Below are 14,762 nucleotides of genomic sequence, written 5' to 3'. Positions count from 1 at the left end.
AGATCGTGCCACTGCCTGTCAGACGAGTAACTTACGTGAAACAAAACGCTATACAACCCGCCAACCTCGAATTCAACGCTGAGGGTACACCTGTTTCCCGAGATTTTGATGACGTCTATTTTTCTAATGATAACGGACTCGAAGAAACTCGCTATGTTTTCCTCGACGGAAACCAGCTCAGCACCCGCTTCCCGGAGCATCCGCGGAGCCTGTTTGTGGTCGCGGAAAGCGGATTCGGCACCGGGCTCAATTTTCTGACCCTCTGGCAGGCGTTTGACCAGTTTCACGCTGCCCACCCTGAGGCTACGCTACAAAGATTACATTTCATCAGTTTCGAAAAATTCCCGCTCACCGCGCACGATCTGCGGCTCGCTCATCAGCGCTGGCCAGAGCTTGCAGCCTGGGCGGAGCAGCTTCAGGCGCAGTGGCCGCCCCACATCGGCGGCTGCCACCGTCTGATTCTGGACGGCGGACGCGTGACGCTGGATTTATGGCTTGGCGACATCAATGACCTGACCGATACGCTCGATGATTCGATGAACCAGACGGTGGACGCCTGGTTCCTTGACGGCTTTGCCCCCGCCAAAAACCCAGACATGTGGAGCCAGCATCTGTTTAGCGCGATGGCGCGGCTGGCGCGCCCGGGCGCAACGCTTGCCACCTTCACCTCGGCAGGCTTTGTCCGCCGCGGACTGCAGGAGGCGGGCTTTACCATGCAGAAAACCAAAGGTTTTGGCCGCAAGCGCGACATGCTGGTCGGCAGAATGGAGCAGACGCTGGATATCCCCGCCAGTGCACCCTGGTTTGCGCGCCGCGCCAGCGCATCACGTGAGGTGGCGATAGTTGGCGGGGGGATCGCCAGCGCCCTGCTGTCTCTCGCGCTTCTCCACCGCGGCTGGCAGGTCACGCTCTACTGTGCTGACGACGCGCCAGCAAGCGGCGCGTCCGGCAACCGCCAGGGGGCGCTCTATCCGCTTTTAAGCGCGCACGACCCGGCCCTGTTCCGTTTTTTCCCGGCGGCATTTACCTTCGCTCGTCGCCTGTACGATGCCCTGCCGGTGGCGTTTGACCATGACTGGTGCGGCGTGACGCAGCTCGGCTGGGATGAAAAGAGCCAGCAAAAAATCACGCAGATGCTGTCGCTGGGTCTGCCTGACGAGATTGCCCGTGCGGTAAGTGCGCAAGAGGTGGCAGAGACCGCTGGCGTGGAAACCGGGTGTGGGGGCATTCAGTATCCGCTCGGCGGCTGGCTGTGCCCGGCTGAACTGACCGCGGCAGCCATTGCCCTGGCGCAGTCGCGCGGGCTGACGGCGCATTATGCTCGCAAGGTTGAATCGTTGAGCCGGACAGAACGCTGGGATCTGCGTTTTGCCGATGGCAAAGAGGCGAGTCATGCCAGCGTTGTGCTGGCAAACGGGCATAACATCAGCCAGTTTATCCAGACAGAGTCATTGCCGGTTTATCCGGTCGGCGGCCAGGTAAGCCATATTCCTTCCGCGCCTGAACTGAGCAAACTGCGTCAGGTGCTGTGCTATGACGGCTATCTGACGCCGCAAAATCCGTCTAACGGCCACCACTGCATCGGGGCCAGCTATCATCGTGGCGAAACGGATATGCGCTACAGCGAAGCGGATCAGGCCCAGAACCGCCAGCGCCTGATTGACTGCTTCCCGGATGCGGCGTGGGCGAAAGAGGTTGACGTCAGCGAGGGTGACGCGCGCTGCGGCGTGCGCTGCGCCACCCGCGATCATCTGCCGATGGCGGGAAATGTGCCGGACTATGATGCGACGCTTGAGGCCTATCAGGATCTTGCTGAACGCAAGGAAACGGCGGCGGCCTCGCCGGTGTATCCGGAGCTGTTTATGCTGGGTGGATTAGGATCTCGCGGGCTCTGTTCCGCACCGCTGCTGGCAGAAGTGTTAGCCGCGCAAATGAGCGGCGAGCCGATTCCGCTGGACAGGATTACGCTTGCGGGGCTGAATCCGAATCGATTGTGGGTACGGAAACTGCTGAAGGGGAAGAAGGTTAAGTAGAGTGCGGTCTGGTGCCCTCACCCCGTCCCTCTCCCACAGGGAGAGGGAGGTGAAACACTTACTTCGCTTTCGCCTGCTGGAACAAAGTGTCCCACATGCCTAACACCAGAGACTGATCGCGCGGCGAGAGCTCTCCGGCCTGAATGGCTTTCTCCAGACTGCGGGCCACTTCGGCGTGAACGGCGTCGGCAGAGTGATCGTCCCCCGCTTCCAGCTCGGCTACCGCGAGCGTCAGGTGACCACGCAGATAACCGCTGGCGAACAGCTCATCATCACTGGCGTGTTCCACCATGTCATCAATTAACGCCAGAATGCGTGATTCAAATTCTGCGATCATCTTCTTTCCTCTGTTAAAGATCTTCCGGCCAAGGGAAGCATTCCGCCGTGATAACCGGCGTGTGGTAATAATTCTGTAAGGCCCCGATCAGGCGTGCCGGACGTTCGGGGATGCCTTTCTCAAGATATTCCATCACCTGCGCGTGAACGCGGCGCTGGAAGACGATACGGTCTGGCTCGAAGTCGCCTTCGAGGTTGTCACAGCTGACGTTGAACGGGAAACCCGCCGCGACGCAGAATAGCCATTCCAGCGCCTGCGGCTTCACTTCCACATCTTCAAACTGGCCCTGAGTGGCGGCATCACGTCCGTCCGGGCAGTACCAGTAACCGAAGTCCACCAGCTCGCGCCGCGCTTTCCCCGCGATGCACCAGTGCGAAATCTCGTGCAAGCCGCTGGCATAAAAGCCGTGGGCAAAGACGATGCGGTTATACGGAACCTCTGCATCAGCAGGAAGATAGATCGGTTCGTCGTCGCCTTTAATCAGACGGGTATTAAAATCGTCAGCAAAACAGCCGTCGAAAATTTCAATCAGCTGTTCGTAGTTATGCGTACTGTTCATTAGTGCATCCCCAACCAGGTGAGGATCTCCTGTCCATGGCTGTCATAAAGAAGTTTGGCGCTCATCACCGCCGAGACGATAACGATCATCGGGCGAATCAGCTTTTGTCCTTTGCTTAACACCAGACGCGAGCCCGCGCGCGCGCCCAGAAACTGCCCTGCCATCATCACAAACCCGGTTGCCCAGATAACCTTGCCGCCAATGATAAACAGCAGCAGGCCGCCGACGTTCGAGGTGGCGTTGAGTACTTTGGCATGGGCGGTGGATTTGGCGAGGTTAAACCCGGCCAGCGTCACGAACGCCAGCGCGTAAAACGAGCCTGCCCCCGGGCCGAAGAAACCGTCGTAAAAACCGACGCAGCCCCCGGCAATCAGGGCAAACGGCAGGCCGTGCAGACGACGCTGGCGGTCTTCCTCGCCGAGCTTTGGCATCAGCAGGAAGTAAAGGCCGATGCAGATGACCAGAACCGGCAGGATCTGGCGCAAAACATCCGACTGCACGTGCTGAACCAGCAGCGCGCCCGACGTGGAGCCGATAAAGGTCATCAGGATATTGAGCTTCTGATCGGCCAGGCTCACCACCTTACGGCGGATAAAATAGAGCGACGCCGAGAGCGACCCGCCGCAGGCCTGAAGCTTATTGGTGGCAAGCGCCTGCGCCGGGCTCATGCCCGCCGCCAGCAGAGCGGGCACGGTTAACAACCCGCCGCCGCCCGCGAGCGCGTCGATAAAACCGGCCAGCATGGCCACAAAGAACAGCACCACCAGCAGCAGCGGTGACACCATAAACAGATCGACGAAATTATCCATTAAAGTACATGCTCATCCAGTAGCGCCTGGCAGGAAGGCGGCAACGGAGGCGGTGTCTTCTTCTCAGGCTTAGAGGTTCCAGGTTTTGCCGGTTCAAACCAGCTTTGCAGTTCCGCACCGCAGCCATCGCCTGGCGGAGGTAGCGGCTGATCTTCACATTCCAGGCTATTCGCCGGGCAGCGCAGACGAACGTGCATGTGCGCACGATGCTGGAACCACGGGCGCACTTTGCGCAGCCAGTCGCGATCGGTTCCGGCATCCAGGCAGAGCTGCTGCTTGATGGCCGGGTTAACGAAAATCCGCGTGACGTCGTTATCTTCTGCCGCCAGCTTGATCATGCTGGAAACATCCCGCGTCCACAGGGACGGCACAACGCGCTTACCGTCGCTCGCCACCAGATCCAGCGCCTGCGGTTTCAGCAGTTGGGCGGAGGTCCAGCGCGCTTTCGGCAGCTGCAGGAAGATATCAACATCCAGTCCGGTCTGGTGACTGGCGTGCCCACCGTTAAAACGACCGCCGGCAGGCATCCCCATGTCGCCAATCAGCATCGTCCCCAGCCCCAGGCTATGCACCTGGTTGCCCAGACGCTGGATGAACAGCACCAGATCCGGGTGGCCGAAGTAACGACGCTGGTCGGTACGCATCACCTGATAGGTATCCGATTGCAGCGGAAGTTCCTGCGCGCCCACGATACAGCCGTTTGAGAAAGCGCCGATCGACTGCGCGCTCCCCGCCACCGGGTGGGTGATTTTTTGCCATGGCGTCGCGGCCAGACTGGCTCCACTGGCCAGCAGCGCCAGCAGAGCAATTGCGGTTTTTTTCATGTTTACCAGCGTGGAATGGTGGTCGTCACATCCGCATTCTGCGCGCGCTGGCGCAGGAAGTGATCCATCAGCACGATCGCAAGCATCGCTTCCGCGATCGGCACCGCGCGGATCCCCACGCACGGATCGTGACGTCCTTTGGTGATCATCTCAACTTCTTCGCCATCGCGGTTAATCGTGTGGCCCGGCACGGTAATGCTGGAGGTTGGCTTCAGCGCGATATTGGCAATTATCTGCTGCCCGCTACTGATACCGCCCAGGATGCCGCCCGCATGGTTGCTCTGGAAGCCTGCCTTCGTGATCTCATCGCGGTTTTGGCTGCCACGAAGCTGAACCACGTCAAAACCGTCGCCAATCTCAACGCCCTTCACCGCGTTGATGCTCATCAGCGCGTGGGCAATGTCGGCGTCGAGACGGTCAAATACCGGCTCGCCCCAGCCGGCCGGGACACCGTCTGCCACCACGGTCACTTTCGCCCCGATGGAGTCGCCCTCTTTTTTCAGGCCACGCATCAGTTCATCCAGCGCCTCAAGCTTGTCGGCATCGGCGCAGAAGAACGGGTTTTGCTCGACCTGATCCCAGTCCTTGATCGCCAGCGGAATGTCGCCCATCTGGGTCAGGCAGCCGCGGATAACGATGCCAAATTTCTGCTGCAGGTATTTCTTAGCAATCGCCCCTGCCGCCACGCGCATCGCGGTTTCACGCGCGGAAGAACGTCCGCCGCCGCGATAGTCGCGGAAGCCATACTTTTGTTCGTAGGTGTAGTCGGCGTGGCCCGGACGGAAGACGTCTTTGATGGCGCCGTAGTCCTGGGAGCGCTGATCGGTGTTTTCGATCAGCAGACCGATGCTGGTCCCGGTGGTGCGACCTTCAAAGACGCCGGAGAGAATTTTGACCTGGTCCGGCTCGCGACGCTGCGTGGTGTAGCGAGAGGTGCCCGGGCGACGACGGTCGAGGTCGTGCTGTAAATCGGCTTCGGTCAGTTCGATGCCTGGCGGTACGCCATCAACGATACAACCCAGCGCCAGCCCGTGTGACTCGCCAAAGGTGGTCACGCGGAATAACTGTCCAATACTGTTTCCTGCCATCACGGCTCCGATGTAGTTGTTTGTGTTTGAGCGTTGTGAAACGGGCCGAAGCCCGCTGGATTAATCTTTATAGATGCTGAAGTGTTCGCGCGCGTCGAGCAGCTGCGCTTTGGTCAGCATAAAGACGCCGTCACCGCCGTTGTCGAACTCAAGCCAGGTGAACGGCACATCCGGGTACTGCTCTATCAGATGTACCATGCTGTTGCCCACTTCACAAATCAGAACGCCGTCGTCGGTCAGGTAATCCGGCGCGCAGGCCAGAATGCGGCGCGTCAGCTTCAGGCCGTCAGAGCCTGACGCCAGACCGAGCTCCGGCTCGTGACGGTATTCGTTCGGCAGATCGGACATGTCTTCCGCATCGACGTACGGCGGGTTGGTCACGATCAGATCGTACTGCAGCGTCGGCAGATCGCGGAACAGGTCAGAGCGAATCGGCGTAACGTGATGAATCAGACCGTGCTCTTCAATGTTGTGCTCGGTCACGGCCAGCGCGTCGGTGGAGATATCGACGGCGTCAACTTCCGCTTCCGGGAAGGCGTAAGCACAGGCGATGGCGATACAGCCGCTACCGGTACACATATCCAGAATATGCTGCGGCTGATGGTTAATCAGACCTTCGAAATGGTTGTTGATCAGCTCGCCAATCGGCGAGCGCGGCACCAGCACGCGTTCATCGACATAGAACTCGTGACCGCAGAACCAGGCTTTGTTGGTCAGGTAGGCGACCGGAATGCGTTCGTTCACGCGGCGGATCACACGCTCAACGATGCGGTGTTTTTCGCTGGAGGTCAGGCGCGCGGTGCGCATGTCTTCAGGAATATCCAGCGGCAGATAGAGAGACGGCAGCACCAGCTGCACGGCCTCATCCCACGGGTTATCGGTACCGTGTCCGTACCAGATATTGGCGGCGCTGAAGCGGCTAACCGACCAGCGCAACATGTCCTGTATGGTATGCAGCTCGTTTACTGCTTCATCGACAAATATTTTATCCACTCTTTCCTCCAGGGCATGCTCGCATAATTTTCGGCGGCTAGTTTGCCATGAAGACGGCGATAAATCAGCAATGACGCGTACCGCTTGAGGTTAAAAAATGCGTTTAGTCGGGTACACTATCGGAAATACGAGATGAGAATGACGAATGAAAAAGAAAACATCGCTCAGCGAGGAGGATCAGGCGCTCTTCCGCCAGCTAATGACCGGGACGCGGAAAATCACGCAGGACACGATTGTCCATCGCCCGCAGCGCAAAAAAATCAGCGAAGTCCCGGTCAAGCGTCTTCTGCAGGAGCAGGCCGATAACAGCCACTACTTTTCAGATGAATTTCAGCCGCTGCTCAACACGCAGGGGGCCGTGAAGTACGTGCGCGAAGACGTCAGCCATTTTGAGCTGAAAAAGTTACGCCGCGGAGATTACTCGCCGGAGCTGTTTCTCGATCTCCACGGCTTAACGCAGATGCAGGCGAAACAGGAGCTGGGCGCGTTGATCGCGGCCTGTCGCCGTGAACATGTTTTTTGCGCCTGCGTGATGCACGGTCACGGTAAACATATTCTGAAGCAACAGACGCCGCTGTGGCTGGCTCAGCACCCACACGTAATGGCTTTTCATCAGGCACCGAAAGAGTACGGCGGAGATGCCGCGTTGCTGGTGTTGATTGAAGTGGAAGAGTGGCAGCCGCCAGAGTTGCCCTGACAGAATGGCGGGAAGCAGATTGCACCCGCCATATCGCACGTCACGTCAGATCGCTTTTGCCATCTTCAGGTTGCACGGACTCATTTGCCAGTTGAATACGCCTTTGCCCGTTTCGTCGAGAGAAACATTGGCAATGGCGGATGTCGTGAACATCGGCGGGGTCTCGCCCGGGCACAGCTCAGATACCAGATAGCCAACCAGTGGCAGGTGGGAAATGACCAGCGCGGAAGCGACACCTTCATTGCACAGCGCCTGAAGATAAGCGCTGACAAGGCCTACATCGCCACACGGGGTGAGTTCAGGCAGAACATCCACACTGGTCGGCAGGTTCATACACTCCCCTACCACCTCCAGCGTCTGTTCTGCACGCAGGAACGGACTCACCAGAACGCGTTCAATGTCCACTTTTTGACCGTTAAGCCAGGTCGCCATCAGACGAGATTCGTCGCAGCCGCAGACGGTCAAAGGACGTACTGAGTCACTGGCGGCATCGAGTGCCGCGTCGCCGTGACGCATGATAAAAACTTGCATATTGCACCGCTTTTGTTAACCAGAAGCACCGGCGTTAACTACCCGCGATAAATGCTGAGAGGTAGAAAACCCGATGGCCGGGCATTGTGCCTGATCCATTCGGTGAATGAAACGCTGTTTTTTACCTCAATGGCGTAAGTATAGTCAATCTCTGTTTACAAAATCGCCAGAACAGGGTCATTCACTTCAGGATTTACCCTTTTTTGACCTCAGCTTACGAGGACAGTTTCCCTTGCAGGCCAAAATGTCTGGCCGCGTTCCGCCATCTGTAATAATTCGTCACACGGTGTAAACCGTGGACCATATTGCGAAGCCAGACGTTGCAGGATAGCAACCACTTCACCCGCGCCGAGCGTATCCATGTAACGGAACGGGCCGCCGAGGAACGGCGGGAAGCCAATGCCAAATACCGCGCCAATGTCACCATCGCGCGCGCTCTTGATTACCTGCTCATCAAAACAGCGCGCCGCTTCATTGAGCATCATCATCACGCAGCGCTCAGCGCACTGAACGGCGGAGAGTTTTCCCTGACCCGTAGTCGAAATGAGTCCATATACCGAAGGGTCGACCTGTTTCCTGCTTTTACGCCCTTTCGCGCCGTAAAGATAGAAACCGCGTTCATTTTTTCTGCCTTTGCGATCGTCCTTCAAAATCGCAGAAACAATGTTTGCAGGTGGGCTAAAACGATCGCCATATGCGGCTTCAAGCACTGGTATAATTTTAGTGCCGGTGTCTATTCCCACCTCATCCAAAAGTTGGATTGGGCCAACGGGGAAACCAAACTTTACCAGCGCCTCGTCGACGTGCTCAATCTTCTCCCCTTCCGTCAGTAACCGCATTGCTTCATTAATGTAGGGAGCCAGAATGCGGTTGACGTAGAAGCCAGCTTTGTCCGCTACCACAATCGGGGTTTTGCCCTGTTTTTTCGCCAGCTTCACCACGGTGGCAACAGTTTGCGGACTGGTAGTCGCGTGCGGAATAACTTCCACCAGCGGCATTTTTTCGACCGGGCTAAAGAAGTGCAGCCCAATCACCTGCTCAGGACGCGCGGCTTTCGCCGCGATATCGCCAATCGGCAATGACGACGTATTGGAGGCAAAAATGGTATGCGGGGCGCAATGTTGCTCAACGTCTGCCACCATCTGCTGCTTAAGCGCCAGATCTTCAAACACGGCTTCAATCACCAGATCGCGGTGCGCAAAACCGCTGTAATCCGTCGTACCGGAGATCATCGCCAGGGTTTTATCACGCTCGCTTGCCTTGATATGGCGGCGCTTGACCTTTTGATCAAGGTTCTGCCAGCTGTACTGCAGCGCGTGGTTGATCCCCTTAGGATTAATGTCTTTGATGCGTACAGGCAATTTGCCTTTGCTGGCGGTAACAAAAGAGATTCCGCCACCCATGAGCCCCCCACCCAGTACGCCAATGGCACGCAGCGGCGCAGGCTGCGCCTCGCTGCCCGGATCTTTTTTCACGTCCGTGCTGGCGAAGAAGATGCTGCGCAGCGCCTGTGACTGCGGCGTCATCGCCAGTTCGCCAAAGGCTTTGGCCTCCGCTGCATAGCCGCTGCTGCTGCCCTGCGACAGCCCGGTTTCGATCACTTCCAGGATCCGCTTTGCCGCCGGGTAATTGCCTTTGGTTTTTTGTTCGGTCTTTTTGCCCACCATGTTGAACAGGAGCGTTCTTCCCAGCGGACCGGCCAGCACGCGCTCGCGTACCGGCAGAGGACGTTTTGCCTGACGCCCTTTCAGCGCAAGCTCAACGGCGGCCTCCAGCAAAATGGACTGCGGCACGACGTCATCGACCAGACCGGCTTTCAACGCCTGACGGGCACGCAGCTGTTTACCGGTTAAGATCATCTCCAGTGCCGTGCTAACGCCCACCAGGCGCGGCAACCGTTGCGTTCCGCCGGAGCCAGGCAGCAGGCCCAGCTGCACTTCCGGCAGGCCCAGAATCGTTTTCGCATCGTCGGTGCAAATCCGGCTGTGACAGGCCAGCGCCAGCTCAAGCCCACCGCCCAGACAGGCGCCGTGGATTGCGGCAATGACCGGGATCGGCAGGCCGCCGATCTCCGCCATCACCTGCTGGCCCTGACGCGCCAGCTCTTCGGCTTCCAGAGCGCTTTGCGCCCGGGCGATCATGTTGATATCCGCGCCGGCGATAAAGTTATCCGGCTTGGCAGAGATAAAGACCAGACCACGAATCGCTTTGTTGTCGCGGATCTGCTTTAGCATCGCGCGCACCTGAACACCAAATTCGGCCTTCAGGGTATTCATCTTTTCATCAGGCACATCAATAGTGATAACGGCCACGTTATCGAGGCGAACCGTCAGATTAAATGCAGATGGCATATCCATTATTCAGCCTCCAGAACCATTGCTGCGCCAAGGCCACCCGCCGCACAGGCGGTAACGAGGCCAAACCCTCCGCCGCGGCGACGGAGTTCATGTAATGTTTGCGTGATCATCCTCGCCCCTGTGGCGGCAAACGGATGACCGTAGGCGATAGAGCCGCCCAGCACGTTGAATTTACTCTGATCCACTTCGCCTGTGGCATGGGCGCGGCCCAGCACGTCGCGCGCGAAACGCTCGCTTGCCAGCAGCTGTACGTTTGCCAGGGTCTGCGCGGCAAACGCTTCGTGCATATCAATCAGGGTTAAATCAGCCAGCGTCAGCCCCGCGCGCTCCAGCGCCAGCGGCGTGGACCACGCCGGACCTAACAGCATGTCCTGCCAGACATCAATGGCGGTGAAGGCATAGCTGCGTAAATAGCCCAGGGGAGTGATGCCCAGCTCCTTCGCGCGGGATTCGGTCATCAGGATCACGGCGGCGGCGCCATCCGTCAGCGGCGTGCTGTTCGCCGCCGTCACCGTGCCGTGTTTGCGGTCAAACGCCGGGCGGAGTTTTGCGTAATCCGCCAGCGTTGAGGTGCCGCGAATATTGTTGTCCTCCGCGAGCGGTTCACGGTAAGGGGGGATATAGGCGGTCATGACCTCGTCGGTCAGCTTGCCTTCCGACCAGGCTTTTGCCGCAAGCTGGTGCGAGCGATGCGCCAGGGCATCCTGCTGCTCGCGGGTAATGCCGTACGTTTTTGCCATCTGCTCGGCGGTATCGCCCATGCGCAGGCCAGTAGAATATTCCGCTACGGCAGGCGGCACGGGCATGAGGTCGCGCAGGCGTAAACGCGAGAAGAGCTTGAGTTTCTGACCCGTCGTGCGGGCTTTATTGACATCCACCAGGATGCGCGCCAGCTTTTTACTCACGCCAATCGGCAGCACCGAAGAGGAGTCCGCTCCACCCGCGATCCCGGCGCGAATAGTGCCCGCCATCAGGCTTTCAGCGACGTTAGCCACGGCCTGGAAGCTGGTCGCGCAGGCGCGACTGACGCTGTAGGCATCGGTATGGACGTTCATCCCGGTACCCAGTACGATTTCACGCGCAATATTGGGGGCTTCAGGCATCTGCACGACCTGACCGAAAACCAGCTGTTCGATGACCTCAGGTGGAATTTCGCTGCGAGCCAGCATCTCCCCCACTACCATTTTGCCCAGGTCAACGGCCGGTATGCCATGAAACGCCGTTGCCTGCCGCGCAAACGGCGTGCGCAATCCACTGACTATGGCAATGCGATCGCCCTGACGGGTAATAAGCGGTAATGCCTGACTCATAACACTCCCCTGTAAAAAATTTTCGCCAACATAAAGTGGTCTGACCTGATAATAGTCTTAACCATTTTTTTACATTCAGCCAATCGGGGAAACGAAAAAGTGCGAGCTAAAACACAGAGAAGAAAAAGAAAATGCCGGCGTGATAAAAGCAAAACGGTAACCCTGAGGTTACCGTTTTTGATGTTTGAGCCCTCTCCCGTGGGAGAGGGTTCCGGCCGCAGAAATTAACGCAGGCCCAGCTGGAAAATCAGCGTTTCCGCTTCGCAGGCGAAAACAAAGTCGATGTCCAGCTTCACGCCGCCTTCCACTTCGGTAAAGGTTGACTTGATTTCACACGGATCGGATTCAACGTCACGCGCACGCTTGCTCAGCGCGGTCAGGGTCTCTTCCGCTTCAGCGCGGGTAGTGAACACGCGGCTGTAAGACGCGGTGCAATCGGAGTTGTCCATGATGGTCCCAACATCCATACAGCAGCAAACCGGGGTTTCATCAGCACTGCATTTACTCATAGCTCAATTTCCTCTGTATTCGCGCAGAGCGCGAGATAAACACGATGCTGATATTTTACGCCCCGGCGCGGGCTCTCTCCAGCCGTTAATGGCGCAAAACCGGTTAAGTGACCAATATCACACTAAAAAATGATCTAAAACAAAAACCACCCTTTTGGGTGAGTCGCGATGGTCACAATTTTGCCAAGCAGATCTCGTTTCACGAAACATGTTTGAAAATATTAATAAACAAACTTGCAACATTCAGGCTGGTCGGACCTATACTCTGGCCACTGGTCTGATTTGTCTGTCATACCTCAGACCCTACACTTCGCGCTCCTGTTACGGTATGTAACAATTATTGAATAAAAATAACTCAATGAGGTTATGGTCATGAGCCAGAAAACCCTGTTCAACAAGACTGCGCTGGCAGTCGCAGTGGCACTCGTCTCCACTTCCGCCTGGTCAGCGGGCTTTCAGTTAAACGAATTTTCTTCCTCTGGCCTTGGCCGCGCGTATTCAGGGGAAGGCGCCATTGCTGATGATGCGGGTAACGCGAGTCGTAACCCCGCGTTGATCATGATGTTCGATCGTCCGACCTTCTCTGCCGGAGCAATTTTTGTCGATCCAGGTGTTGATATCTCGGGCCGTTCTCCGACAGGTGCCGATCTGAAATCGGATAACATTGCCCCAACGGCATGGGTTCCAAACATGCACTTTGTGGCGCCGATTAACGACCAGTTCGGTTGGGGCGCATCCGTGACCTCTAACTACGGTTTAGCAACCGAGTTCAATAACGACTATGCAGCTGGGGCGTTTGGCGGTAAAACCGACCTCGAAACCCTGAACCTGAACCTGAGCGGTGCTTACCGTCTGGATAATCACTGGAGTTTCGGCGTTGGCTTTGACGCTGTGTATGCTAAAGCGAAGATCGAACGTTACGCGGGCGACCTGGGCAAAGTCGTCGCTGGCTCAGGCGCACTTCCACCAGCCCTGGCACAGCGTGTGGCTGGTATCCCAGCAGATACTCAGATCGCTTATCTGAAGGGCGATGAGTGGGGCTTTGGCTGGAACGCCGGTATCCTTTATGAACTCGATAAAAACAACCGTTACGGCTTAACCTACCGTTCCGAAGTAAAAATCGACTTTGATGGAGATTACAAAAGCAGCCTCCCTTCTGCTTATAACCAGATCCTCGGCAACTTCGGTCTTCCGATGGGAACCAATGGACAAACCACTGGCGGCTCTCTGAGCCTGCACTTACCAGAAATGTGGGAATTGTCAGGTTATAACAAAGTGGCGCCACAGTGGGCAGTTCACTATAGCCTGACCTACACCAGCTGGAGCCAGTTCCAGGAGCTGAAGGCGACCAATAGCAACGGCGACACGCTCTTCTATAAAGATGAGAGCTTCCGTGATGCTTACCGCATCGCGCTGGGGACAACCTACTATATGGATGACAACTGGACATTCCGCACCGGTATTGCCTTCGATGATAGTCCGGTACCAGCAGACAAACGCTCTATCTCGATTCCCGATCAGGACCGCTTCTGGCTGAGCGCTGGTGCGACCTATGCATTCAACAAGGATGCTTCTATTGATGCGGGCATATCTTATATGCACGGTCAAAAAGTTAACTTCAAGGAAGGTCCGTATGAGTTCTCTTCCGAAGGTAAAGCCTGGCTGTACGGCATGAACTTCAACTACGCGTTCTAATCGCGCTGGAATCAAAAAAGGTGAGCATTGCTCACCTTTTTTATTTACTCCGAATCGATATCTTTTAGTTCGTTTTCGATCGCTTTCGCGTTTGGATTCTCTTCCGGCTTCAGCTTGCCGCCGTTGGCAATAAAGTCATGATTCTGGAAGTACGCTTCGCGCACCATAATGTACGGATCAGAAGACTGGCGCAGCAGACCATCAGAGTCGAGCAGTTGCGCGCGAGTTTCAATCCCTTCCACCGTCCATTTACCCACCGACAGCGGCCAGGTCAGCCACGACAGGACCGGATACAGCGTATCCACCATATCGCCGCCATCATCACGGAGGGTGAAACTACCGTAGAACGGTAAATGCACGTACGGACCATACCCGACGCCATAGTGTCCCATCGTACTGCCGAAACGGTGCGGCTGTTCACGCTGCAGCTTCTGGTTAGCCATACCTGCAACATCAATAAAGCCACCCATCCCCAGAATGGAGTTCAGGAAGAAGCGAGTAAAGTGGACCATCCCCTGATACGGGTCGCCCTGCAGGAAGTAGTTCACCATGACCGCAGGCTCTTCGAGGTTGCTGGTAAAGTTACTTAACCCGTTACGCGCGGGTTGTGGAACATAATCGCGCCATGCTACTGCCACCGGACGAACCACATACGGGTCCAGTACGTTGTAGTTGAAGCTATACATTGAGCGGTTAAATCCTTCGAGAGGATCGGAGCGTCCCGTTTGCTCCCCGGAGCTGGCGCAGCCCACAAGCATCGTCGCGCCAAGCGCAAGCGCCGACAGCCGAAGTTTCATAAATATCTCCCTGTTCAGTATGGCTATCGTTGATTGCCATCCGTAACGGAGCCGTTGACGCTCCGTCTGTAAACGTGCAAGTGATTGTAACAGCACGTTTACCGATGTCTATGAGCACAATTACGGGCAGTAACCACCGTGACTCTGATCTCAGCATAGCCTGGCTTTTGGAATTCGTTTCGCTGGCAATTTTATAATGTCTTTGAAAGAGATGTATCACCTT

Annotated in this window: 14 protein-coding genes; 3 read left to right on the top strand and 11 right to left on the bottom strand. The window is 56.8% G+C overall.

All coding sequences use genetic code 11. The annotated features are described in order from the left end of the window. Window positions 1-35: 35 nt before the first annotated feature. Window positions 36-2,033 carry a bifunctional tRNA (5-methylaminomethyl-2-thiouridine)(34)-methyltransferase MnmC2/FAD-dependent 5-carboxymethylaminomethyl-2-thiouridine(34) oxidoreductase MnmC1 gene (gene mnmC / locus AC1VYI_RS08400; RefSeq protein ID WP_134867321.1) on the top strand — a complete coding sequence of 666 codons (1,998 nt, stop codon included), beginning with the start codon at window positions 36-38 and terminating at the stop codon, window positions 2,031-2,033. Between the two features lie 58 nt (window positions 2,034-2,091). Here mnmC and AC1VYI_RS08395 read toward each other — a convergent pair whose 3' ends face one another. Genes AC1VYI_RS08395 through prmB form a run of 6 tightly spaced genes read right to left on the bottom strand, consistent with a single transcriptional unit; the run spans window position 2,092 to window position 6,643 of the window. After that, on the bottom strand, window positions 2,092-2,370 hold the full coding sequence (locus AC1VYI_RS08395) for a YfcL family protein (RefSeq protein WP_023312573.1): 279 nt from the start codon (window positions 2,368-2,370) through the stop codon (window positions 2,092-2,094). A gap of 13 nt (window positions 2,371-2,383) precedes the next feature. After that, window positions 2,384-2,929, bottom strand: coding sequence for an elongation factor P hydroxylase (locus tag AC1VYI_RS08390; RefSeq protein ID WP_134867320.1), 546 nt, complete (start codon window positions 2,927-2,929; stop codon window positions 2,384-2,386). Then, window positions 2,929-3,738 carry a sulfite exporter TauE/SafE family protein gene (locus tag AC1VYI_RS08385; RefSeq protein ID WP_047744165.1) on the bottom strand — a complete coding sequence of 270 codons (810 nt, stop codon included), beginning with the start codon at window positions 3,736-3,738 and terminating at the stop codon, window positions 2,929-2,931. Before AC1VYI_RS08385 ends, AC1VYI_RS08390 begins: the two co-directional genes overlap by 1 nt. Continuing rightward, window positions 3,738-4,562 (bottom strand): penicillin-insensitive murein endopeptidase, encoded by an 825-nt coding sequence (gene mepA, locus AC1VYI_RS08380; protein ID WP_134867319.1) that lies wholly within the window; start codon window positions 4,560-4,562, stop codon window positions 3,738-3,740. Before mepA ends, AC1VYI_RS08385 begins: the two co-directional genes overlap by 1 nt. A gap of 2 nt (window positions 4,563-4,564) precedes the next feature. After that, a complete protein-coding gene (aroC, locus tag AC1VYI_RS08375) occupies window positions 4,565-5,650 on the bottom strand; it encodes a chorismate synthase (protein ID WP_045354342.1) in 1,086 nt (361 codons plus the stop codon). A gap of 60 nt (window positions 5,651-5,710) precedes the next feature. Further along, complete coding sequence (gene prmB / locus AC1VYI_RS08370) at window positions 5,711-6,643, bottom strand: 50S ribosomal protein L3 N(5)-glutamine methyltransferase (RefSeq protein WP_023312578.1); 933 nt, start codon at window positions 6,641-6,643, stop codon at window positions 5,711-5,713. 145 nt (window positions 6,644-6,788) lie between these two features. Here prmB and smrB point away from each other — a divergent pair, with 145 nt between their 5' ends. Next, window positions 6,789-7,340: an endonuclease SmrB gene (gene smrB / locus AC1VYI_RS08365; RefSeq protein ID WP_032646638.1), complete on the top strand. Its 552-nt coding sequence runs from the start codon at window positions 6,789-6,791 to the stop codon at window positions 7,338-7,340. Between the two features lie 45 nt (window positions 7,341-7,385). Here smrB and sixA read toward each other — a convergent pair whose 3' ends face one another. The 4 genes from sixA to AC1VYI_RS08345 all read right to left on the bottom strand — a co-directional run bounded on the left by sixA (window position 7,386) and on the right by AC1VYI_RS08345 (window position 12,047). Further along, window positions 7,386-7,871 (bottom strand): phosphohistidine phosphatase SixA, encoded by a 486-nt coding sequence (sixA, locus tag AC1VYI_RS08360; RefSeq protein WP_023312580.1) that lies wholly within the window; start codon window positions 7,869-7,871, stop codon window positions 7,386-7,388. 209 nt (window positions 7,872-8,080) lie between these two features. Next, entirely contained in the window at window positions 8,081-10,228 is a 2,148-nt protein-coding gene (fadJ, locus tag AC1VYI_RS08355) for a fatty acid oxidation complex subunit alpha FadJ (RefSeq protein ID WP_045402644.1), read from the bottom strand. After that, window positions 10,228-11,538, bottom strand: coding sequence for an acetyl-CoA C-acyltransferase FadI (gene fadI, locus AC1VYI_RS08350; protein ID WP_047174229.1), 1,311 nt, complete (start codon window positions 11,536-11,538; stop codon window positions 10,228-10,230). The genes fadJ and fadI overlap by 1 nt, the downstream gene beginning before the upstream one ends. Window positions 11,539-11,762: 224 nt before the next feature. Further along, window positions 11,763-12,047, bottom strand: coding sequence for a YfcZ/YiiS family protein (locus tag AC1VYI_RS08345; protein ID WP_023312583.1), 285 nt, complete (start codon window positions 12,045-12,047; stop codon window positions 11,763-11,765). Between the two features lie 372 nt (window positions 12,048-12,419). Here AC1VYI_RS08345 and fadL point away from each other — a divergent pair, with 372 nt between their 5' ends. After that, window positions 12,420-13,742: a long-chain fatty acid transporter FadL gene (fadL, locus tag AC1VYI_RS08340; protein WP_023312584.1), complete on the top strand. Its 1,323-nt coding sequence runs from the start codon at window positions 12,420-12,422 to the stop codon at window positions 13,740-13,742. Between the two features lie 44 nt (window positions 13,743-13,786). Here the strand turns inward: fadL and mlaA are convergent, their stop codons facing one another. After that, window positions 13,787-14,539 (bottom strand): phospholipid-binding lipoprotein MlaA, encoded by a 753-nt coding sequence (gene mlaA / locus AC1VYI_RS08335; RefSeq protein WP_023312585.1) that lies wholly within the window; start codon window positions 14,537-14,539, stop codon window positions 13,787-13,789. Window positions 14,540-14,762: the final 223 nt, after the last annotated feature.

It is taken from the genome of Enterobacter sp. QK-SA4, from assembly GCF_056856775.1.
This window is presented reverse-complemented; position numbering and strand designations above follow the sequence as displayed.